Source organism: Nitrosomonas sp. (assembly GCF_019752095.1).
Lineage (GTDB): Bacteria > Pseudomonadota > Gammaproteobacteria > Burkholderiales > Nitrosomonadaceae > Nitrosomonas.
Genome location: NZ_JAIEMO010000025.1, coordinates 86,931 through 108,851, shown reverse-complemented (window position 1 = coordinate 108,851; position 21,921 = coordinate 86,931). Strand labels below are relative to the sequence as shown.

18 protein-coding genes are annotated in these 21,921 nt (G+C 41.5%); 7 read left to right on the top strand and 11 right to left on the bottom strand.

The genetic code is table 11. From position 1 onward, the window contains the following. The first annotated feature begins 20 nt into the window (after positions 1 to 20). The 4 genes from K2Q13_RS08250 (at position 21) to flgL (ending at position 5,390) form a co-directional block, all read left to right on the top strand. A complete protein-coding gene (locus tag K2Q13_RS08250; protein ID WP_292920587.1) occupies positions 21 to 1,130 on the top strand; it encodes a flagellar basal body P-ring protein FlgI in 1,110 nt (369 codons plus the stop codon). A gap of 16 nt (positions 1,131 to 1,146) precedes the next feature. Beyond that, the gene (flgJ, locus tag K2Q13_RS08245; RefSeq protein WP_292920586.1) at positions 1,147 to 2,154 is read left to right on the top strand and encodes a flagellar assembly peptidoglycan hydrolase FlgJ; all 1,008 of its coding nucleotides are present in this window, start codon (positions 1,147 to 1,149) and stop codon (positions 2,152 to 2,154) included. Positions 2,155 to 2,237: 83 nt separating this feature from the next. Next, positions 2,238 to 4,154: a flagellar hook-associated protein FlgK gene (flgK, locus tag K2Q13_RS08240; RefSeq protein WP_292920585.1), complete on the top strand. Its 1,917-nt coding sequence runs from the start codon at positions 2,238 to 2,240 to the stop codon at positions 4,152 to 4,154. A gap of 27 nt (positions 4,155 to 4,181) precedes the next feature. Next, entirely contained in the window at positions 4,182 to 5,390 is a 1,209-nt protein-coding gene (flgL, locus tag K2Q13_RS08235; protein WP_292920584.1) for a flagellar hook-associated protein FlgL, read from the top strand. A gap of 21 nt (positions 5,391 to 5,411) precedes the next feature. Here flgL and purD read toward each other — a convergent pair whose 3' ends face one another. The 5 genes from purD to K2Q13_RS08210 all read right to left on the bottom strand — a co-directional run bounded on the left by purD (position 5,412) and on the right by K2Q13_RS08210 (position 10,882). After that, entirely contained in the window at positions 5,412 to 6,719 is a 1,308-nt protein-coding gene (purD, locus tag K2Q13_RS08230; protein WP_292920583.1) for a phosphoribosylamine--glycine ligase, read from the bottom strand. A gap of 14 nt (positions 6,720 to 6,733) precedes the next feature. Further along, complete coding sequence (gene purH, locus K2Q13_RS08225; protein WP_292920582.1) at positions 6,734 to 8,293, bottom strand: bifunctional phosphoribosylaminoimidazolecarboxamide formyltransferase/IMP cyclohydrolase; 1,560 nt, start codon at positions 8,291 to 8,293, stop codon at positions 6,734 to 6,736. Beyond that, on the bottom strand, positions 8,290 to 8,532 hold the full coding sequence (locus tag K2Q13_RS08220; RefSeq protein WP_292920581.1) for a helix-turn-helix domain-containing protein: 243 nt from the start codon (positions 8,530 to 8,532) through the stop codon (positions 8,290 to 8,292). Before K2Q13_RS08220 ends, purH begins: the two co-directional genes overlap by 4 nt. 3 nt (positions 8,533 to 8,535) lie before the next feature. After that, positions 8,536 to 9,543, bottom strand: a complete 1,008-nt coding sequence (gene dusB, locus K2Q13_RS08215) for a tRNA dihydrouridine synthase DusB (RefSeq protein WP_292920622.1) — start codon at positions 9,541 to 9,543, stop codon at positions 8,536 to 8,538. 166 nt (positions 9,544 to 9,709) lie between these two features. After that, positions 9,710 to 10,882 carry an FAD-dependent monooxygenase gene (locus K2Q13_RS08210; RefSeq protein WP_292920580.1) on the bottom strand — a complete coding sequence of 391 codons (1,173 nt, stop codon included), beginning with the start codon at positions 10,880 to 10,882 and terminating at the stop codon, positions 9,710 to 9,712. 357 nt (positions 10,883 to 11,239) lie between these two features. On the opposite strand from K2Q13_RS08210, the gene K2Q13_RS08205 reads away from it, so the two are divergent. Both K2Q13_RS08205 and K2Q13_RS08200 read left to right on the top strand, forming a co-directional pair. Next, positions 11,240 to 11,989, top strand: coding sequence for an ankyrin repeat domain-containing protein (locus K2Q13_RS08205; protein ID WP_292920579.1), 750 nt, complete (start codon positions 11,240 to 11,242; stop codon positions 11,987 to 11,989). An 84-nt stretch (positions 11,990 to 12,073) separates the two neighbouring features. Then, positions 12,074 to 12,748 (top strand): tetratricopeptide repeat protein, encoded by a 675-nt coding sequence (locus K2Q13_RS08200; RefSeq protein ID WP_292920578.1) that lies wholly within the window; start codon positions 12,074 to 12,076, stop codon positions 12,746 to 12,748. A 49-nt stretch (positions 12,749 to 12,797) separates the two neighbouring features. Here the strand turns inward: K2Q13_RS08200 and K2Q13_RS08195 are convergent, their stop codons facing one another. Beyond that, positions 12,798 to 13,847 (bottom strand): class I fructose-bisphosphate aldolase, encoded by a 1,050-nt coding sequence (locus K2Q13_RS08195; protein ID WP_292920577.1) that lies wholly within the window; start codon positions 13,845 to 13,847, stop codon positions 12,798 to 12,800. Between the two features lie 495 nt (positions 13,848 to 14,342). Between K2Q13_RS08195 and K2Q13_RS08190 the strand changes: the two genes are divergently transcribed. Beyond that, a complete protein-coding gene (locus K2Q13_RS08190; RefSeq protein WP_292920576.1) occupies positions 14,343 to 16,733 on the top strand; it encodes a DNA internalization-related competence protein ComEC/Rec2 in 2,391 nt (796 codons plus the stop codon). A 60-nt stretch (positions 16,734 to 16,793) separates the two neighbouring features. Here the strand turns inward: K2Q13_RS08190 and K2Q13_RS08185 are convergent, their stop codons facing one another. The 5 genes from K2Q13_RS08185 to hypB all read right to left on the bottom strand — a co-directional run bounded on the left by K2Q13_RS08185 (position 16,794) and on the right by hypB (position 21,916). After that, on the bottom strand, positions 16,794 to 18,266 hold the full coding sequence (locus K2Q13_RS08185) for a HAMP domain-containing sensor histidine kinase (RefSeq protein ID WP_292920575.1): 1,473 nt from the start codon (positions 18,264 to 18,266) through the stop codon (positions 16,794 to 16,796). Positions 18,267 to 18,293: 27 nt separating this feature from the next. Beyond that, positions 18,294 to 18,710, bottom strand: a complete 417-nt coding sequence (locus K2Q13_RS08180; protein WP_292920574.1) for a response regulator — start codon at positions 18,708 to 18,710, stop codon at positions 18,294 to 18,296. Between the two features lie 289 nt (positions 18,711 to 18,999). Further along, complete coding sequence (locus K2Q13_RS08175) at positions 19,000 to 19,854, bottom strand: Hsp33 family molecular chaperone HslO (RefSeq protein ID WP_292920573.1); 855 nt, start codon at positions 19,852 to 19,854, stop codon at positions 19,000 to 19,002. 36 nt (positions 19,855 to 19,890) lie between these two features. Continuing rightward, positions 19,891 to 21,009, bottom strand: coding sequence for a carbamoyltransferase HypF (locus K2Q13_RS08170; RefSeq protein ID WP_292920572.1), 1,119 nt, complete (start codon positions 21,007 to 21,009; stop codon positions 19,891 to 19,893). 13 nt (positions 21,010 to 21,022) lie between these two features. After that, positions 21,023 to 21,916 (bottom strand): hydrogenase nickel incorporation protein HypB, encoded by an 894-nt coding sequence (gene hypB, locus K2Q13_RS08165; protein WP_292920571.1) that lies wholly within the window; start codon positions 21,914 to 21,916, stop codon positions 21,023 to 21,025. Between the last annotated feature and the right edge of the window lie 5 nt (positions 21,917 to 21,921).

Below are 21,921 nucleotides of genomic sequence, written 5' to 3'. Positions count from 1 at the left end.
TAAATAAAACAAATGCCATTATGAAAATTCCGCACCTAATTATTCATAGCCTACTGATGATATGTTTGTTGTTACCGGGCATAAGTCTGGCAGATCGAATTAAGGATTTGGCATCGATTCAGGGGGTGCGTAATAATCAATTGATAGGTTATGGGTTAGTTGTCGGCTTAGATGGCAGTGGTGATATGACTACTCAGACGCCATTTACGGTACAAAGCATTATTAGTATGTTGGGTCAATTAGGTGTTAATTTGCCGCCCGGCACCAATTTGCAGTTACGAAATGTTGCCGCTGTGATGGTAACAGCAACATTACCTGCATTTACTAAAACCGGGCAACATATTGATGTTACGGTGTCATCCATGGGTAATGCAAAAAGCTTGCGTGGAGGAACATTGTTAATGACTCCGCTAAAAGGGGCAGATAATCAAGTTTATGCGATGGCGCAAGGAAGTATTCTGGTGGGCGGTATTGGAGCGGCGGCTGGAGGAAGTAGTGTGCAGGTTAATCATCTTAGCGTTGGGAGAATCAGTGGGGGAGGTATAGTTGAGCGTGAAATTCCAACAGTAGTCGGGCAGGGGGATTATATTAATCTTGAGTTAAATTCAACCGACTTTACAACGGTGAATCGAATTGTGGATGCCATCAATTCACTTTATCCATCTTCTGCTGTTGCGGTTGATGGACGTGTTGTGCAAGTAAAAGCGCCTATAGATACCAGTCAGAGAATTATGTTTATTTCTCAGATTGAAAGCATGGATGTCGTTCCGGCTAAAGCAACAGCAAAAGTTATTGTCAATTCCCGCACCGGATCCATTGTAATGAATCAATCAGTCACGCTTGAGACAAGTGCGATCGCGCATGGCAATTTATCGATCATTATCAATACTGAACCTGTCATTAGTCAACCAGGCCCATTCGCACAACGTGGTGAGACTGTTGTCACACAACGATCTCAAGTCGAAATACGTACCGACGAAGGAAATTTAATGCTGTTGCCAAATGGTGCTGACCTTGGTGAAGTTGTTAAAGCTTTAACAGCAATTGGCGCAACAACACAAGATTTATTGTCAATTTTGCAAGCACTAAAAGCGGCAGGTTCGCTGCGCGCAGACTTGGAAATCATTTAATCCCGAGAGTATACCCATGATGATATCACCGGATATTTCGAGCAAGCTTGCGATTGATGCCAAAAGCATTGATGATTTGCACTTGATGGCTAAGCGCAATCCGGAGCAGGCTTTGCAAAAGGCAGCACAGCAATTCGAAGCGTTGTTTATGAACATGTTACTTAAAAGCATGCGGGAAGCAACTCCTAAGGATGGAATGTTTGATAGTCAACAAACACAGTTCTTTACGCAAATGTATGACCAGCAGCTTGCCCAGCACCTGTCAACCAAAGGGATTGGCATTGCTAACATATTAGTAAAACAATTAAGTAGAGCTGATGGTTCGATTGAACCACAGACTTCGATAAGCCAGGCCGATGCCATTTTGTCTTCTATCAATGCAATTAATCAACCATCAGTGATAAAAAATGGGCATCCCAATGATAGATCAGAACAATTGTGGCCTAGTGCATATAATTCAAAGCAAACGATGATCCCAGTAGAAAAAATGAATTCGTCGGATGAGCCTTTTGTTGCACCTGTCCAAGTCGAATCACAACTGAAGAACTCATTTAATCGATCAATGGATTTTATCAATACGCTTTTGCCACATGCAAAGATTGCCTCACAATCGACGGGTATTCCTCCTCATTTTATGCTGGCTCAAGCGGCGCTGGAGAGTGGATGGGGTAAACATGAGATTCGTCGTGCTGATAATAGTCCAAGTTACAATCTGTTTGGTATTAAAGCCGGTGCAAGCTGGAAAGGTGACACTGTGGAGAAGGTAACTACTGAATATATTAATGGTACACCGCAAAAGATAGTCGATAAATTTCGTGCTTATAGCTCCTATGCGGAAGGATTTAATGATTATGCTAGATTGTTATTGGATAATCCACGATATGCAAAAGTCTTGGAATCTTCTGATTTCTCGGCGTTTGCAACGGGTCTGCAGCGAGCCGGTTATGCTACCGATCCAAAATATGCCGAGAAGTTGATTCAAATAAATAATAGTGAAGCATTACAGAATCGTGAGTTCATTTGATGAAGAAAATTTTTTCAATTCTTTTATTAACTTACCGATATAACTATTAGAAATTTTTAAAAATTAAAGGTCGGATATAAGCGATGGGAAATGGTATTCTTGACATTGGGATTTCTGGTTTATTAGCTGCGCAAAACCAGTTATTAACAACCAGCCATAATATTAGTAATGTGGCTACCCCTGGGTATAATCGCCAACAGGTTATGCTTAATACCAATATGCCACAATCATCGGGATCCGGATTTGTTGGGCGCGGAGTTCATTCGACCACAGTTCAACGAGTATACAATCAATTTCTTGCTAACCAATCGTTACAGATTCAAACACAAAGCCAGTCGCTCGATAGTCATTATGCACAAATAAAACAATTAGACGATATGTTGGGAGACACTGCCTCCGGACTTTCCCCGGCACTTCAAAATTTTTTTAGTGCGCTACAAGATGTGGCATCAAATCCATCGGTAGTTCCATCACGCCAGGCTATGATAAGTAATGGTGAAGCACTTGCGGCGCGTTTCAAAGACATGGATCAGCGTATGTCACAAATTAGAGAAGGTATTAACGCTCAAGTTACCAGTATTGTTGTTGAGGTAAATTCACTAGCAAGCCAATTGGCCGATATAAATCAACAGATCACGTTGGCGGAAGGTGCGGCCGGCGGGCAACCCGCTAATGATATGCTGGATCAGCGCGATGAACTCATAAATCGATTAAGTAAACTAGTCAATACGGATACCGTTCGGGAGAGTGGTGGCGCTATAAATGTTTTCGTTGGTAATGGCCAGGCATTAGTCGTGGGAAGTAAAACGTTAACGTTACAAGCGATTCAATCATCTGATAATCCAAGAGATTTAACCTTAGGTCTCGTTTCTAGAAATAGTACTATTCAAATTCCTGAGAGTCAGATCACAGGCGGAGCTTTAGGAGGGCTTTTGCTTTTTCGAAGTGATACGCTGGATAGCGCACAAAATGCATTAGGAAGAGTGGCCATTACGTTAGCGCATAGTTTTAATGCGCAACATCAATTGGGTGTGGATCTGAATGGAGATATGGGAGTGAATTTCTTCACTGTGCCTTCACCCAAAGTAACATCGGCCTTAACCAATAATCCGACTTCTAGTATTACTGCAAGTATAAGTGATTATGGTGCCTTAACAACGAGCGACTATCAGTTTTCGTATGATGGTACTAACTATACATTGACAAGATTATCGGATAATACTTCGATAAGCACTTTAGTTGCTCCGTCAGGGGGTGCTCCATTAATGCTTGATGGTATTTCAGTTACGGGTGCGACTATTCTTACTAACGAAAGATTTCGGATACAGCCTACTGTAAATGGTGCGAAGGATATCGCAGTAAATATTAATGACACATCCAAAATTGCTGCGGCGGGACCTAATCGTACTAATGCAGCAATAACGAATACTGGCACTGGCAAAATCAGTGCCGGAACTGTAAATCCATTGCCCCTAGATCCTGATCTACAGCAACCGCTAACTATAACATTTCATACACCATACGATGGTCAATATGATGTGACTGGGACTGGCACTGGGTTGCCGGCTACTAATCAAGCATATGCCGAAGGAGCTGATATTAGTTTCAATGGTTATACTTTCCAAATTAGTGGGAGTCCCGCTGCAGGAGACATCTTTACAATAGCGCCTAACCTTAACGGATCTGCTGATAATCGTAATGCATTGTTGCTGGGTGCTTTGCAAACTAAAAATACCGTAGGAAATGGGACGGCGTCATATCAATCTGCATACGGACAGCTGGTTAGTCAAATTGGTAATAAGACGCGGGAGTTAGAAGTGACCAGTAAGTCGCAAGCTAATTTTCTTGCACAAATTGAAAATACTATACAGTCTACATCAGGTGTTAATCTCGATGAAGAAGCTGCTAATTTAATGCGCTTCCAGCAGGCTTATCAAGCTGCAAGTAAGATCATTGAAATGAGCAATACATTATTTGATTCAATTCTTCGCATTCGTTAGATGTATTTCTAACCTGGAGACAATATCATGCGCGTTAGTACAAATACAATTTATGAAACCGGAACAAATTTGATGCTTCAGAACCAGAGCACTTTAGTTAAGACTCAACAGCAGCTATCTACTGGTAAGCGAATCCTAACACCTTCGGATGATCCAATTGCTGCAGCACAAGCATTGAATATCGCTCAAGCAGCATCATTGAATAAGCAATTCTCAGTTAATCGTGCCAGTGCAAGCTCCTCATTGGGGCTAGAAGAGAATGTATTAAAGGAATTGACCTCGATTCTTCAAAGCGTGCACAGCTCAACAGTTTACGCTGGAAATCCATCACTAAACGATGCGGATAAAAAAATTCTTGCTACTGAATTGCGTGGTAAGTTTGACTCATTAGTTGGCTTAGCCAATACCACGGACGAGAATGGACAATTCTTGTTTTCAGGATATCAGGCCAATACAAAACCTTTTGTGAAAACGGGGCTTAATGTGCAGTATGCAGGGGACCAAGGACAGAGAATGAATCAAGTTGGGCCGACGCGTCAACTTGCTGTCAACGATTCGGGTACTGATGTTTTTGAACGTATAAAGAACGGAAATGGTGTTTTTTCAACGGCAGCTGACTCACTAAATAATGGTACTGGCATCATTGATAAAGGATCAGTAATTATACCAGCTAGTCTTACAGGTGCGAATTATGAGATTGATTTCACAGTTGCTGCTGGCGTGACAACTTATAACATCGTAAATATAACTACTGGATTGGCGGTTTCATCAGGCAATCCTTATACAAGTGACAGTGCGATTAGTTTTGATGGAATACAGTTAAGTATCAAAGGAGATCCAGAAAATGGAGATAAATTTACGGTTTCTCCAAGCGGCAATCAAAGTATTTTTAAAACCATGAGCGACTTAATTACGGCGCTCGAAACACCTTCCAGCGGTCAACCTGGAGGTGCGCGGTTGTCAAATAGTTTAGATACAGCGCTACAAAACATTAACAATAGTCTAGAACATGTGCTTACAAAACAGTCTGCCATTGGGGCTCGGATGAATGAAATCGATAGCTTAGAAAGTGTTGGTGATGATCAAAACATTCAATTTGAGAAATTACTTTCTAATTTACAAGACGCTGATTTGTCGGAAGTGATTTCTAATTTCCAAAGACAGCAGCTATACCTTCAGGCTGCACAGCAATCCTATGTTAAAATTTCTGGGCTGTCCTTATTCAATTATATTTGAAAACAATCAATTGTGCTTTGTTTAGCTTTTTTTCTGATAATTTATGCTTTGATAGCCGATATCGTGACGAATCTGATAACCATCAAAGTAAATTCTTTTAATGAGCTTATAAGTATTCTGCTGCGCTAATTTTACGTTTTCTCCAAGTGCTGTTACGCATAAAACTCGCCCACTCGCAGTCATAATTTCCTTTTCATCTTTTCCGCCCATGATCGTTCCGGCATGAAAAATATGAAAATTATCATTATTTTCTTGTTCTTTGATGAGTTCATACAGGCCATGAATTACATCGTTTTTTCTCGGATTTTCCGGATAACCATGCGAAGCCATTACAACTCCAAGTGCAGCACGATTGTCCCATTCGACATCAACTTTATTGAGCGTTTCATTGATGGCATGCTCAATGAGTGTCAAGAGATCGCTTTTTAAGCGTAGCATAATAGGTTGCGTTTCTGGATCTCCTAGGCGGCAGTTAAATTCCAGTACGTTTGCATGGCCATCCGCTGTAATCATTAAACCGGCATAAAGAAATCCGGTATAGTAGATGCCTTCTTGTTTTAATCCGCTAATGACGGGATCAATGATATTGCGCATGATTTGTCCATGTAGATTGGGCGAAATAAAAGGAGCAGGCGAGTATGCACCCATTCCACCAGTATTAGGGCCCAATTCTCCATCGTAAAGGCGTTTATGATCTTGGCTGGTCGCTAATGGGAGAATATGGAGGCTATCAGTCATGACGATAAAGCTGACTTCTATACCTTGAAGAAATTCTTCAATAATAATTTCGCAGCCTGCAGCGCCAAGATTTTTCTCAACTAGTATCGCATTAACAGCCGAGTGAGCTTCATCGTGGGTTTGCGCGACAATGACTCCTTTTCCTGCGGCGAGTCCATCCGCTTTAATTACTAAAGGGGCATGCTGTTGGTCTATATGTTGATGTGCCAGTTCAGGGTCAGTAAAACTCTCATAAGATGCGGTGGGAATTTGGTGTCGCTGCATGAATCTCTTGGCAAAAATCTTTGAAGTCTCAAGCTGGGCTGCTTGTTGGTTTGGCCCAAAGATTTTTAAGTCGCTGGCCTGAAACGCATCAACAATACCTGCAGCAAGTGGTATTTCTGGCCCGACAACCGTAATTGCAATATGTTCTTTCCGTGCAAATTCGATTAGATCAGGGATTGATGTAATTGGAACATTCTCTAAACCGTGTTCAAGTGCTGTGCCTGCATTACCAGGTGCTACAAACACTTTATGTACGCGCGGTGAGAGACTTAATTTCCACGCTAGCGCGTGTTCTCTACCCCCTCCACCAATAACTAATAGCTTCATGATATAGAGGTTGTTTAATGTCGAAAATGACGAATGTTCGTGAATATCATCGAGATTCCTTGCTCGTCCGCAGCAGCAATAACTTCGTCGTCACGAATACTGCCGCCAGGTTGAATTATCGCTGTTGCTCCTGCTTGTACAACAACGTCTAAACCATCGCGAAAAGGGAAGAATGCATCCGATGCGACAACAGAGTCTGTTAGTGCATAACCTGCCTGCTGGGCTTTTATGGATGCGATCCGTGCACTGTCAATTCGGCTCATTTGACCGGCGCCAATGCCGATTGTTTGGCCATTACGACAAAATACAATAGCATTAGATTTAACAAACTTTGCCGCTCGCCATGCAAACAATAAATCATCTAATTGCTGTGGGGTGGGTTTTACTTTGGTGACTATAGCCAGATCGGACACTGTAATATTGGAAGTATCCGGTGTTTGAACAAGTAGTCCGCCATTAACTCTTTTCAAGTCATAGATAGAGTTTTCCATTTGCAACGGTACAACCAACACCCGGATATTATTTTTTTGCGACAAGAGTTGCTGCGCTTCAGGAGAAATTTGCGGTGCAATAATTACTTCAACAAATTGTTTAAGGATTGCTTCTGCAGTGTCCTTGCCGATAATTTGGTTAAAAGCGATGATGCCACCAAAAGCAGATACAGGATCGGTTGCTAATGCTAGGTGGTAGGCATTTAATATCGATTCTGAAATGGCTATCCCGCAAGGATTAGCGTGTTTCACGATTACGCAGGCCGGTTTGTCAAACGTTTTGACACACTCCCAAGCTGCGTCAGTATCTGCAATATTATTATAGGATAATTCCTTACCCTGCAGCTGTTGATAATTTGCTAAGCTGCCAGAGGTTATGGTCGAATCCCGATAGAATGCCGCTTTTTGATGCGGGTTTTCTCCATAGCGTAAATTCTGTACGATATTGAAATTCAGATTCAGTGAGTCTGGGAAATCCTTGTGAAGAAAATTTTCATCCAAAGCAGTTAAATAATTACTGATAGCACTGTCATAAGAAGCCGTGTGTGCAAAAGCTTTCTGAGCCAATTTAAAACGAGTAGCCAAACTGATCGATTTATTATTAGCTTCTAGTTCGGCGCAGAGTGAAGAATAGTCTAGTGGATCGGTGATTACAGTAACCTTCTGATAATTTTTGGCAGCCGCCCGAATCATCGTGGGACCTCCAATGTCAATATTTTCAATCGCATCGATGAGCGTAGAGTTTTGTTTTTCGATCGTTTGCTTGAACGGATATAAATTAACAATTACCAGTTCAATATTCAGTATCGATGCTTGATCAAGTGCTTTCTGATGATCTGGTAAGTCGTTACGTGCGAGAATGCCAGCATGAATTTTAGGATGAAGCGTTTTAATTCGACCGTCCAACATTTCTGGAAAACCAGTGTAATCACTTGCTTCAAGAACGGATATTCCAGCTTCGTTTAATAATTTTGCAGTACCACCCGTCGAGATAATTTTGATACCGCAATAGATCAATTTTTGAGCCAGATCAATAATTCCGGTTTTGTCAGAAACACTGATGAGTGCTTGTTTAATAGTCATTTAATTCGATATTGTTTCATTTTTTGACGTAGTGTATTGCGATTTATACCAAGTAATTCAGACGCTTGCGTTTGGTTGCCATGGGTATGCTGGATGGCAACTTCTATTAAAGGTTTTTCTACACTTTGAATCACCATGCTATAGATATTACCCGGTTTTTCTCCATCTAGATCATTGAGATATCCACTTATGGCATTACGTATACATGATGCAATTTCATTCTCCTTTACTGCGCTCATAAACTAATTACTCCCCTCTTTGATGTAACTTAATCTTTGGCCTTGCCTAGCTAATTGGGTAAAAAATTTATTGGTTTCAGAAATTTGCTGATCACTGGTTTGTAATTGGTTCATTGCCTGACGAAACCCAGCTGATCCTATGAGTCCCTTGGTATACCAAGATATATGTTTACGTGCGATGCGAACACCCGAGTATTCACCATAGAAATGATATAAATCATGAAGGTGATTGGTTAAAACTTGATGTATATCAGATACTTCAGGTGATTGGAGGTGTTGGCCTGTTGTAAGAAAATGATCTATTTCACGGAAAATCCAGGGTCTTCCTTGTGCGGCACGACCTATCATAATCGCATCCGCATTAGTGTAAGCGAGTACTTGTTTTGCTTTTTCTGGGGTAGTGATATCACCATTTGCAATGACAGGAATTTTAACTGCTGCCTTTACAGCTGCTATGGTGTCGTATTCCGCGGTGCCAGTGTATGCACATGCCCGTGTCCGTCCATGAACTGCGAGTGCTTGAATACCCGAGCTTTCCGCAATATTTGCAATAGATAAGGCATTTTTATGTTGTTTATCCCATCCAGTGCGAATTTTAAGTGTGACTGGAATGTTCACGGATCTTACTACTGCGATTAAGATTTTTTCTACTAATTTTTCATCTTGTAATAGCGCCGAACCGGCCATGACATTACATATTTTTTTTGCCGGACATCCCATATTGATATCGATAATCTGGGCACCATTTTCTGCATTGTACTGAGCTGCTGCCGCAAGCATCTGAGGATCAGCGCCAGCAATCTGAACAGAAATTGGAGAAACTTCCCCTTCATGGTTCGCTCGCCGCTGCGTTTTTATAGAACCCCATAGCAGTGAGTTGCACGACACCATTTCGGAGACAGCCATGCCAGCCCCCATTGATTTGCATAGCTGCCTAAATGGTCGATCGGTAACACCAGCCATTGGAGCAACAATCAATTTATTTTTTAGAATGTGAGAGCCAATTTGCATGGAAACATTTTTGGGAGAGATTATAAATAGTAAGTAGTTAAATCTAATGTTGAGTATTGCTGTTATTTGAAAGTAGCTTAAAGCTTGCGTAGGAGATAATATTGTATATCCTACGCAAGCTTTATTATAACCTTTGTCAAATTGACCGTGGAATAAAGATCGAGAATTATTCTTTTGCACCAAATATCATGCGACGGGCAATAAAACGTTTAATTGGCGGTACACAATCTAAAGTACTTAAACCGAATCCACAAGCTTGACTGAGTATTTTACTATCATTAGAAAATAACTTGACCAAAGTGTCCGTAAAGGTTCTAACAGCGTTACTGTCCTTTCGTCTTCGTTGAAGGTATTTGGATAACATGGTGGGTGTGCCGAGTTCTTGGGATACATTTTTCGCGTGAATGATTTCACATGCCAATTCATAGGCATCTCTCAGACCCAGATTAAACCCCTGTCCTGCAACCGGATGTAGAGTTTGTGCTGCATTGCCGATGAGCGCGATTCTTTGAGATACGGTGGATGTGGCATACTTAAGTGCTAATGGAAATGCTGATCTTTTTCCCGCGCCAATAAATTTTCCGAGCCTGTCGCCAAAATGTTGGTGCAATCGGAATAGAAAAGACTTGTCACTCAGTTCAGTGATTTCTTTTACAATATTTGGAGCTACGGTCCATACCAGAGAAAAATCCTGATCATTTGGAAGTAGTGCAACAGGCCCATCTGGAGTAAAGCGTTCATAAGCGATACCTGTTTGTTTTTTTTTAGCTCTAATATTTGCCACTACAGCCCACTGTTGATAATCATATGATCGATAATTGATGTCGGGTATTTGCTTGATCAGTTGACCGCCATCAGCTAAGACAAGAAGCTTAGCGGTTATTTGCTTTGGTTTTCCGTGATGGTCAAAAAATACATTACCTGAGCTTTCAGTAGTATCGATTCGGGTAACTAAAGCACCAGTAATATAATTGGATTGTGAGGTAGTCAATTGCGCATGCATGGCACTAAAAAGTTCATGATAATTCACTACATAACCTAATGCAGGAACACCCGCATCCTGAGATTCCAAAATAGTGCGCCCAAAGCTGCCGCGATTAGAAATATGAATCTTTTGAATCGGAGTATTATTTATTAACCTATCCCATACTTCTAGGCGTTGCAATATCAGATAACTGCCATGTGATAATGCCAGTGGGCGCGGGTCTTCGTCTTTTTCTGGTAACCCGCGTGCTTCAAGAAGTAGACTCGATACTCCACTATCGCGTAGACCAAGAGCTAATGCCATGCCTACCGGGCCACCACCCACAATAACGATGTCATAATGATCAGTGATCATAAAATTAATTTCTTGAATGTTTTCTGGAGTAAGAACTTTAGCTTATTAACTATAATCACATAACCTGCCAAGATGCCAACGTTAAAACATTCCAATTGATATAGCGGCTTGACTGAGATTCTTTTTGTATTGAGAGCAGTACTTAATAACAGTCTTTGCAAGAATAGCATACTGCACATGGTCTTGAAATGTAATCGGTATGAGAATTCAAGGCGAGACAGCGGTAAAAGAATTATTTAAATTGTATAATTCTGTCATTCGATTAATAAATACGAAACCGATAAGTTGATTAGGATTTAAGTGGAATTATTAGAATTATCTGTGTAAGCGTCATTGAATTATCAGGGGGAATTTTTCATGCCAAGATTTTTTATCAAAGAATTTGTACCAGGAATAGTGTTTTTATTTGCCTCTCAAGCTTTCAATGCTTGGTCAGTGGATATTGATAGTGAATTGATCGCTGCTGCAGAGAGAGGAAATTTTTCTTTGGTTAAGAATATTCTTGATAATCAACAGATAAATTCGCAAGAATTGAGTGCGGCTTTTCTAGTTGCAGTTAATAAAGGAAATTCTGCTATCGTTGAACGATTCCTGCAAGCCGGTGTGGATGTGAATTTAAGAGCTGAGGATGGTTTGTCGGCTTTGATGAGAGCTTCCCGGGATGGTCGTGAACAGGTTGTTGAAATTTTACTGAGAGCCGGTGCTGATGTAAATGCTGCTTCTGAAGGAGATGGCACAGCTCTAATCTTGGCTGCTGAGAAAGATAGAAGGAAGGTAATTACTTTGTTGTTAGATGCCCATGCTGATGTAAATGCTAAACGAGGCGATGGTATGACAGCTCTCATGCTGGCTGCACGAGAGGGGCATCAACAGACCATTGAAAACTTGGTTAATGCAAAAGCCGAAGTAAATTATCAGTTGGAAAATGGAGCTACCGCGCTAATGCTTGCGGCCCAACATGGTAATTTGAGAGCAGTTTATTCATTGATTGCAGCAAATGCCAATCTGGATCTTAAAGCTAGCAATGGAATGACTGCATTGATGCTTGCTAGTCACTATCGTTATCGGGAGATAGTTGAATTGTTAAGAAAGTCTGGTGCTAATTAGCAAATATCAATCACAACTTCTAATCGAGTTTGCTATAGTGCATTTATTTATATCGTTTAATTTGAGAAATAAAGGAAATTATAAATGAAAGTTTTTGCTGTTTTATTATTTGCCATAGCAGTTTTATTACTTCAAGGTTGCGGTGAAGAAACAAAAAATGATAAATCAGAAAGTAGCTCAATACCAAACCCCATGGGTGAAATCACCAGGATGGGTGAGATCCCGTCGTTTATGAGTGAAGGCTTGACGGAAGAAGAAAAAGCTGCGCTGAAGGAACAAATTATGCCGGCAGGTATAGACGATGAAAATTTTGCCGAGGAAAAATTTAAGGCGCTCATGGAAGATGCGAGAGCTGGAGATCCGGTTGCTCAGAATGGTTTAGGTGTGATGTATTATACCGGTGATGCTGTTTCCAAGACAGCTTCCGGTCAAGTGTTGAATACCGACCCGGAGCTTGCAGCCGGATGGTTTTACCGCGCAGCAGAGCAGGGCTATGCCGATGCGCAATTCAATTTAGGGCTCATGTATGCAAATGGAGAAGGTGTGCCTCAAGACATGGAGCAAGCCGTTGAGTTATTTAAGAAAGCTGCCGAACAAGGACATGTAGATGCACAAAATAATTTAGGTGCCATGTACTTTACCGGTGAAGGCGTGGCGAGGGATGAAAAGGTAGCTATCGAGTGGTTTGAGAAAGCAGCCGCTCAGGGAAATGAAGATGCGCGAATCAACTTGGATGCTATAAAATCATCTGCCAAGTGATTAGTTGTTGCTATAGTAGTTCAGGCAGAGGTCTGAACTACTATACCGCTCAAGCTATCGTTACTTCATGTGATAAATATACATCTTGGATTGCGTGGAGCAACTTGACGCCTTCAGCGATAGGTTTCTGGAATGCCTTACGTCCGGATATGAGTCCCATGCCCCCGGCACGTTTATTAATTACAGCAGTTCGAACGGCTTGATGCAAGTCATCACTACCCGATTCGCCACCTGAATTGATCATGCCGATCCGTCCCATGTAACAATTTGCAACTTGGAATCGTACAAGATCGATCGGATGGTCTGTTGTTAGTTCGCTATATACTTTAGAGTGAGTTTTTCCGAATTTTATTGCGTTATAACCCCCATTATTGGTAGCCATTTTCTGTTTAACGATGTCTGCGCCAATGGTGACTGCCAAATGATTCGCTTGACCTGTTAAATCGGCGCTCACATGGTAATCTTTGTCCGCAACTTTAAATGCGCTATTACGTGTGTATGCCCATAGTATAGTGGCCATGCCCAGATCATGTGCATGTTCAAATGCTGCAGAAACCTCTTGAATTTGGCGACGCGATTCATCCGAACCGTAAAAAACAGTCGCACCTACAGCACAAGCTCCCATGTTGAAGGCCTGGTTAACACTCGCAAACATTGTTTGGTCAAATTTATTAGGATAAGTCAGTAATTCATTATGGTTGATTTTTAGAATCATAGGGATTTTGTGTGCATACTGGCGTGACACAATTGCCAATACTCCCAGGGTGGAAGCAACGCCATTGCAACCGCCTTCAATTGCAAGCTCAACGATATTTTTGGGATCAAAGAACATTGGATTAGGCGCAAATGATGCACCCGCTGAATGTTCGACCCCTTGATCTACGGGCAATAACGATAAATAGCCTGTGCCGGATAAACGTCCGTGATGATAAAGTGCCTGAAGATTGCGCAAAACATTCGGCTTGCGATTGCTCAATAACATCACGCGATCGACAAAATCGGAACCTGGCAGATGCAAATTATCTTTTGGTATCGTATTGCAAACATGGTTGAGAAGTAATTCGCTTTCGTTGCCCAGAATTGCAGTAATATTTGTCATTCATACTCCTTCGGGGGTTATGGTGTTAAGTTTTTAATTCAATCTGATATTTTCTAATGTAGGCATCATTTTTGAGAAATAAGTATTTTCTTTGTTCCGTGTTGCATAATCATAAAATTTACATAACGATTAAGTGATTCTTCGAGTCGTTGTTGAGTAACTCTGAGATACTGATAATAAGCTGATAATTTCTGCTCGAAGATCTGTATTCCATTGAGTGGCTTGAATTTGCTGCATCTAATATCATCGTCTTTTCCTCTATGCTTGTTGTTATTAAGTTTTGGAGATTACCTATAGCTAGAATTAATTTTCGAATATTGGATGGATTTTGCATTACATTCAGAGGAAACGCCACTGCTATGCATATGGAACAAATTATTAATGATTGTAACATGCTAATTCAATGATATAAAATTTATTAAATGTCCAATGAAGTTGCAGATAAAGTAAATAAATTGTGTTATCGCAGATGAACTAAATTTGAAGAATGCTTGCGTGAGATTAAATATCCTAGCGTTTATTTTGGGCGTTGGCTGGCTGCAGTACCGAACCATACTGCCAGAAGTAGAGTGGATTTGGTTGTTGTTGTCAATGGCAATTGCAGCTGGGCTGTTTGGATTTTTCCGAGCAGCAACTCATATTGTAATAAGCAGAATCTTGTTTGGAATTTTTTTTCTTGTGTTTGGGTTTTGTTGGGCGGCGATTTTAGCGCACTGGCGTTTGAGCGATTCTCTGCCTCGTATCTGGGAGCGCAAGGCCATACAAATAGTCGGTGTGATAGCTAATGTACCGCAAGAAAATGATCGAAGTGTGCGTTTTCAGCTTGACGTCGAGCATGTGAATACTGAGGGTGCGATCGTGCCCAAGCGGATTGCATTGTCTTGGTATAAAGTGCGGCAGACGGGAACTAATCAGGTAGTATTACCTATGGTCAGAGCGGGTGAACGTTGGCAACTAACGGTACATTTGAAACGGCCGCATGGCAATCAAAATCCGCATAGTTTTGATTTTGAAAGATGGGCATTGGAGCGCAATATCCGTGCAACTGGATATGTGCGTGTATCGCCTGAAAATCAACGCCTGCAACCGATGGTTCAACGTCCTGTATATTGGATAGCGCATATTCGCGAAGGAATTCAACATCGTTTTGCTGCAAGCTTAGCAAATCAAACTTATGTGGGAATATTGCAAACGTTGGCAACAGGTGATCAGAATGCAATTCCCCGTGATCAATGGCAAGTTTTTACACGTACTGGAACTAATCATCTCATGGCGATTTCCGGTTTGCATATCACGATGATTTCGAGCGTGGTATTTGCAGTGATATATTGGCTGTGGCGCTGTAGTGCTTATCTGGCATTACGCGTGCCGGCACGGCGTGCTGCTGTGATGGCTGGATTAATTGTGGCTTTTAGCTATGCTGTGCTTTCAGGTTTTGCAATTCCGGCACAGCGGGCATTTTATATGCTGGCGGTGGTGGCGATTGTGTTATGGATGGGGCGTCAGACACCGGCAACTACAGTGTTGGCATGGGCGTTGTTTGGAGTGATATTATTAGATCCATGGGCAATTCTAGCTCCTGGATTCTGGCTATCTTTTGGCGCAGTTGCTGTCATAATGCTATTAACTGTTGGTCGGATCGGAAAAATACATTGGCTCAGTGGTTGGTTGCGAATTCAGTGGGCTATTACGCTGGCTTTAATTCCTTTATTACTGGCGCTATTTCAACAGATATCCTTAGTGTCTCCGATCGCTAATGCCATCGCCATTCCCCTGATAAGTCTTATAGTAGTTCCGCTAACATTGTTAGCAACCATACCTGTATTCGATTTTATGTTACCGTTCATTCATGATGTGTTAAATATCATCATGGTAATGCTGAAGTCACTGAGCAATTTGCCGCATGCTGTATGGCAGCAGCACTTTCCACCAATATGGACAATAAGTGTAGCTACTATTGGGATTCTGTGGATGCTGTTGCCGGGAAGCTTGGGGGTGGGATTTTTTTCTGGTTTCCCCGCACGTTGGTTGGGCATGGTTGCAGTTTTGCCCATGTTCTTGGTTAAGTTGGATCAACCAAAAACCGGGGATTTGTGGCTGACTGTGCTTGATGTTGGTCAAGGACTTGCAGTCGTGGTACGTACTGAACATCATGCATTATTATTTGACACGGGTCCTGGATTCGGTGGAACTGACAGTGGTAGTCGCATTATTGCGCCTTTTCTACGCGGAGAAGGAATTAGCAGACTTGATGCTATGGTCGTGTCGCATGCTGATTCGGATCATAGTGGCGGTGCACTATCAGTGTTGAATGAGATACCGGTTATGCAGTTGTGGTCATCGCTAGACGATCGACATCCCATAGCGCAGGCTGCAATCTTAAAGAACCAGTGCCGCGCGGGACAGATCTGGCAATGGGACGAAGTGCATTTTGAATTGCTGCATCCATTAGAGCAGGATTATTTGAACTCAAAACGTAGTACCAACGCAAAAAGTTGTGTATTAAAAATTACATCAGCTCATGGCAGCGTATTATTGCCGGCTGATATTGAAAGGAAAGACGAGTTGGCATTGCTAGCTCGATCCAGTGATAAGCTTCCTGCAACAGTATTGATTGCACCGCATCATGGTAGCCATACTTCATCAACCGATGCTTTTGTACAAGAAGTAAATCCTGCACTGACAATTTTCACGGTTGGTTATCTTAATCGATACAGTCATCCGCGCGAAACTGTAACCTTACGTTATCATAATTCGAGTAGCCAGTTGATGCGTAGCGATAAAGATGGTGCTATTCTGATACGTTTTGAAAATAATGATTGGTCTGTCAATAGCTGGAGAAAATTAAATCGGCGCTATTGGCACGGTAGTTCTGAATTGAATTAAACTTGCAAAGCTCTTTCGGAACATGGAGCAACTTCCTGCATATTACACTGAGTTATCCAGCTAAGATAAGCGGGTGTTGATTAAAGTTATTGGTATGGCACTTCCAGTTGTTGCTGGAAACTCGATTGTGCCGAAAGCCACAGTAAATGTAGTTCCTACTCCTGGCTCACTGGTAACCTTAATTTTTAATTGATTATTTTCTGCCGCGATCTTGACGATGGATAAACCAATCCCGCTAGTTGCTTTGTTATGAAGTGCTGCTCTAGGAGAATAAAAATATTCGTTGAATATATTGGGCAAATCTTTCTCTTCGATACCAATGCCATGGTCGGTGATGGTAATGTTAGCACGCAAATTATTGCGATCTACTTTAGATGAGATCTCAACGCTAGTATTTTCGTGCGAATAGGTGATCGCATTGGTGATGATATTTTCTATGAGTATTTCTAATTGATCAGGGATTACTTTGCAAAAAAAATTCTCAATGGATAAATTGAGTCCAACGTTTTTAGAGCTGGCGACCGGGGTTAGTTTTTCAATACATTTTTGTAAGGCGGATTGAATTTCAACATACTCGAAAACTGCAGTGTCAAGACAAGTATCTTTCAAACGTTCCAACCGGAGTAGATCAAGTATTAGGCCAGACATATTTTTTGCCCGGTGATCAATTTGCGCTAGTGCAGTACTTATCTCCAGTGTTGTTTCACCCAAGTAACCTTCTTTGATTAAGTTTATTTTGCTGCGAATAGCATCAAGTGGGGATTTAAGTTGATGCGTGATCAATAACGCATATTGATCTTTCTCGACTTGTGCTTGGTTGATTTGCCTGTATGCATCGAGAAGGTGGCGCTCATGTGCGCGAACGATTAGAGAAAGTCTTGAAACAACATACCAAACGACAAAAAAAAGTATATCAAGGAAAAACATCCATATCAAAGCACCATCTTTGCGAGCACTTTCAGATAGAAATTGACTGTTTATTAGTGTGGAAAGCGGTGCTTGAGTGATTAGAAAGTTATCAATTATGATTACGATCGAATCCATGAAGCAGACCAAGATTGTTACATACAGGCTTTCACGGGTAGAAAAAAAGATACAGGCAAGAGCAATATGCAGTACGTAGAAAAAAGAAATTGGCGTGGAAGTACTGCCAATATAATGCACGACTACTGACAAGCAGATCAGGTCAACAATAATCTGAATCCATAAATTAATCGAAGGCGAGTTATATTTGCTTGGTTTGCAATGATCTAGCGCGAAGATGTATGCAATATTGGCTACAATTAGTACGATAATGATGGCGATCGGCCATTTTTGCTGTTCGCTGATGCCTAATTGCATCAACGCATCTGATGCCGATAGCATAAGAATTTCAAAGAAAACCAGTATAGCAACCAATATCCAGCGGAAAGTTATGAACCAACGGATATTGCTGATTAAAACATCGTCACTAAGTTTTAACTTATCTCCCTTTATTTCAAGCAATACGCTTTGAGTATTCGGCTTGTCCCAGGAGAATTCAGTGCTTGCCATACTATTATTATTGAGTGTTGCACAAAATTATGCAGCTTCTCCTGCTTTCTTCAAGCGTTCATTAATCGTTGCCATGAGACTGACCGGTTCAACTGGTTTCTCCATAATGCAAACCCATTCATGTGAACCATCTTCAAAATATGGCCGAATCATATCACCTAATGATGTCAGAAAAATAGTCTGAATTTGCGGGTATTGCTTATGAATTTTTGCATAAGTTGTCAACCCGGCATCCATGGATTCAACCATAACATCCAGAATAGCCAAATCTGGTTTTTTTGTTTCATCTTGTAATGAATCGATAAACTCCTGCATTGATAAATAGCTATCTACTTCATATCCATTTTTAAATAATATACGCTGAACTGATTCACGAATATCTGAATCGTCGTCAACGTGGGCAATTCTTGGTGGCATAATAATTGATTCTCCTTGCTTGATCATTCTTTCTTGGGAACCGCGACTTAGAAGCAGTTAAAAAAAACCGTTTGTTTATCGAGGTTATTATTTGGTGGATCATATCGTAGCACATGTGAATAATGTGTGAAATGTGAATATCGGCGATATATTGTAAAAATATAATCCTTTGAAATAATATGCTTACGAAAGCGCTGAATAAATTCTTTTTAGCCGAGCAATTGCACTTATTATACGAATGAATACAGCAGTGAATATTTAATGTGAATGCCCCGTGTTATGGTATTAACAGCATGGAAATGTTGTGTATTGAGTCTCAGTGAATTGTTGATCCTGCTTCTCGAAATATCGCATCAATAGTCAGTGCATCTAAGCGATATTCGCGATTGCAGATATCGTCGCTAACAATGACCTCGCCGAATTCTTTCAGAATCGAATCAACTTCTTCGCGCCCTAGTGAACGAAGCATGGCATAAATTTTTATGGGGTCTTCTTGGCAACCGTTTTGGACGGATTGAGCATCAAAAATGCGGATGGTTTCTTCATAAAATAAACGTGTCAAGATTTCTTCTGCGGTTAGATTAAATAACTCGTGATCATGGATTGTATTTGCTAAAGCTTCGGCACGCATCCAGCCATCAGGGTCTTGCAAGTCAGAATTCGGCAGTTTTTGCAGCAACAAGCCAAAAATAGCATTGTTAGCAGTGACTAGAAATAAGCGCGATGGCAATTGATCGGATTGCCTGAAGTAATGTTCAAAAATTTCAGCAACAGTTTTACCATCAAGCGGAACGATGCTTTGATAAGATTCGCGCATTGATGGCATGTCGAGCGTAAGGAGTAAGTGACCATGGCCAAGCAAGTCGGGAACTGATTGTACTTCAGTGGTTCGTTCGCATTTTGCCATGCCACGCAGGTGTAGGCTTTCAGTGCAATCGAGAATCAGCATTGAGACGGGTCCGCTACCTGTCAATTGAATGGTCAAACGCCCAGTTTGTTTAAGGTTTTCACCCAGCAACAAAGTAACTGCACTCATTTCACCTAACAGCTGTGTGACCGGTTGAGGATAGTCGCGTCCGGATAATATTTCCTGCCAGACGGAGTCGAGATGCACGACTGCGCCGCGTATATCCAAATTTTCCAACAGGAAGCGTTGTACATAATTGCTCATTATTAAACCTTTAATTGTAAGAGTTGATCGATATTATCAACGGATATTTTGCAATGCTACCCAAGCTTGACCGAGAGCAATAGCGCTATCGTCAGGTGGTAATTGTTGTGAAAAAAATAAATTAAAGTCAGGTGTGGTCAATTGCTTGACTAAGCCATGTCGCAGCACCGTATTGTGAAAACAACCGCCACCGAATGCCAGATTGAAAACTTGATGTTTTTCTGCGGTTATTTTAATCCAAGTTGCTAGCCCTTCAATTAATGTAGCGTGAAATAGGGCGGCAGCGTATGGAAGGTTTTGTTTTAAATCATGGTTGTCGATTAAAGTCCATAATAACGGAGAGAAATCCAAGTTATTTTTTTCTGTGATTCGGAAACCATTAGTCATGGCAAGTGCCGATCCATGTTGTACGGCCAATCGTTCTAATTGAAGCGCTGCTTGTGCCTCATAGGATTGAGTGAGAGAGACACCGAGAAGGCCTGCTGCAGCGTCGAATAGTCTTCCCATGCTAGAAGTCTGTGGGCAATTCAAGCTTTTGGTCAGCATGTTGGTTACAATTGTGGCAGCGGGTTGATCAGCAAAACGTTGCGTAATCTCTTCACTACGATTTAAGCGAGCCAGAGCAGCAGCAGCCATACGCCAGGGCTCTTGTGCAGCAAGATCTCCACCTGGCAGGGCCAATGTTGTTAGATGGCCCAGCCGTTCGGATCGGGCGCCATCCACCATTAATAACTCGCCACCCCAAAGAGTATTGTTAGATCCTAATCCTACACCATCCAGCGCTAGAGCCATTACCGATTGAGTTAGTCGATGCTCAGCACAGATAGCGCCAATGTGAGCGTGATGATGTTGTACAGCAAGTAGTGGTAGTTGCTGTTGCTCAGCAAAAGCTTGAGCAAAATGAGTGCTATAAAAATCCGGGTGTAAATCGTGGGCAACCAGTTCAGGTTGAATCGAATAATTTTTACACATGCGGTACACGGTTTGATCTAATAGCTGTCGGGTATTCGCTGTGGCTAAATCTCCGATAAGCGGTGAGATATATGCGATGTTTTCTTGCGTCAGACAAACGGTATTCTTTAACCAGGCTCCACAAGCCAGAATAGCGGGCCCACTGATTGCTAACGGAATAATAATGTCTGTTTGGTTAAACAAGTGTCGAATTGGTTTATGTTTGGTATTGGACTGTGGAGGGAAGAGCAAGACGGTTAGCTTCAATCCAATCAATCCAGACTTGCATGCCATTGCCCTGCATAGCTGAGATTTGAATCACCGGTAAACCGGGATGAATGCGGTGCGCATATTCAATTGCCAAATCGACATCAAAAGATAAGTATGGTAATAAATCGCATTTATTCAACAGCATTAGATCAGCGGCATGAAACATATCAGGATACTTAAGTGGTTTGTCTTCACCTTCGGTAACCGACAATATAACTACTTTATATGCCTCACCTAGATCAAAATTGGATGGACACACTAGATTACCTACATTTTCAATAAACAAAACACTATTTTGTTGCGGCGATATTTGCTGCATCGCTTGTTGCACCATAAATGCATCCAGGTGACAACCTTTACCCGTATTAATTTGTGTTGCTGAAATACCCGTTTCACGAATACGCGCGGCATCATGATCGGTTTGTTGGTCACCTTCGATTACAGTGATTGGTAATTTATTACGAAGTATTTGAATAGTATTGACTAATAGGGTAGTTTTACCTGAACCGGGACTGGAGAGTAAGTTAAGTGCGAGAATGTTCCGCTCGGATAGAAAACGGCGATTCTCATTGGCGTATTGGTTGTTTCTTTCCAGAATGTCGCGTTCTATTTTGATCATTCTGGCCTGACTCATGCCGGGTGCGTGTGCAGTGGCGACATCCGTTCCGAAAGCAAGCGTTTCTGAGGCGCAGTTGTTTTTAATCGGCAATGATGGAGTATGATCGCTAGTATTAGAATGTTTCAGTGGACGAAACTGAATTGGCTTCTCAAGATGAAGTGATTGAATCGTTTTTCCATTAATGCGTGTTTGTCCGGTGCTGCATCCACAAGTCGTACACATTTGAT

Excerpts from the sequence above, each read along its gene's own strand:
- K2Q13_RS08250 (WP_292920587.1), top strand. The coding sequence starts at position 21 with ATGAAAATTCCGCACCTAATTATTCATAGCCTACTGATGATATGTTTG.
- flgJ (WP_292920586.1), top strand. The coding sequence starts at position 1,147 with ATGATGATATCACCGGATATTTCGAGCAAGCTTGCGATTGATGCCAAA.
- flgK (WP_292920585.1), top strand. The coding sequence starts at position 2,238 with ATGGGAAATGGTATTCTTGACATTGGGATTTCTGGTTTATTAGCTGCG.
- flgL (WP_292920584.1), top strand. The coding sequence starts at position 4,182 with ATGCGCGTTAGTACAAATACAATTTATGAAACCGGAACAAATTTGATG.
- purD (WP_292920583.1), bottom strand. The coding sequence starts at position 6,719 with ATGAAGCTATTAGTTATTGGTGGAGGGGGTAGAGAACACGCGCTAGCG.
- purH (WP_292920582.1), bottom strand. The coding sequence starts at position 8,293 with ATGACTATTAAACAAGCACTCATCAGTGTTTCTGACAAAACCGGAATT.
- K2Q13_RS08220 (WP_292920581.1), bottom strand. The coding sequence starts at position 8,532 with ATGAGCGCAGTAAAGGAGAATGAAATTGCATCATGTATACGTAATGCC.
- dusB (WP_292920622.1), bottom strand. The coding sequence starts at position 9,543 with ATGCAAATTGGCTCTCACATTCTAAAAAATAAATTGATTGTTGCTCCA.
- K2Q13_RS08210 (WP_292920580.1), bottom strand. The coding sequence starts at position 10,882 with ATGATCACTGATCATTATGACATCGTTATTGTGGGTGGTGGCCCGGTA.
- K2Q13_RS08205 (WP_292920579.1), top strand. The coding sequence starts at position 11,240 with ATGCCAAGATTTTTTATCAAAGAATTTGTACCAGGAATAGTGTTTTTA.
- K2Q13_RS08200 (WP_292920578.1), top strand. The coding sequence starts at position 12,074 with ATGAAAGTTTTTGCTGTTTTATTATTTGCCATAGCAGTTTTATTACTT.
- K2Q13_RS08195 (WP_292920577.1), bottom strand. The coding sequence starts at position 13,847 with ATGACAAATATTACTGCAATTCTGGGCAACGAAAGCGAATTACTTCTC.
- K2Q13_RS08185 (WP_292920575.1), bottom strand. The coding sequence starts at position 18,266 with ATGGCAAGCACTGAATTCTCCTGGGACAAGCCGAATACTCAAAGCGTA.
- K2Q13_RS08180 (WP_292920574.1), bottom strand. The coding sequence starts at position 18,710 with ATGATCAAGCAAGGAGAATCAATTATTATGCCACCAAGAATTGCCCAC.
- K2Q13_RS08175 (WP_292920573.1), bottom strand. The coding sequence starts at position 19,854 with ATGAGCAATTATGTACAACGCTTCCTGTTGGAAAATTTGGATATACGC.
- hypB (WP_292920571.1), bottom strand. The coding sequence starts at position 21,916 with ATGTGTACGACTTGTGGATGCAGCACCGGACAAACACGCATTAATGGA.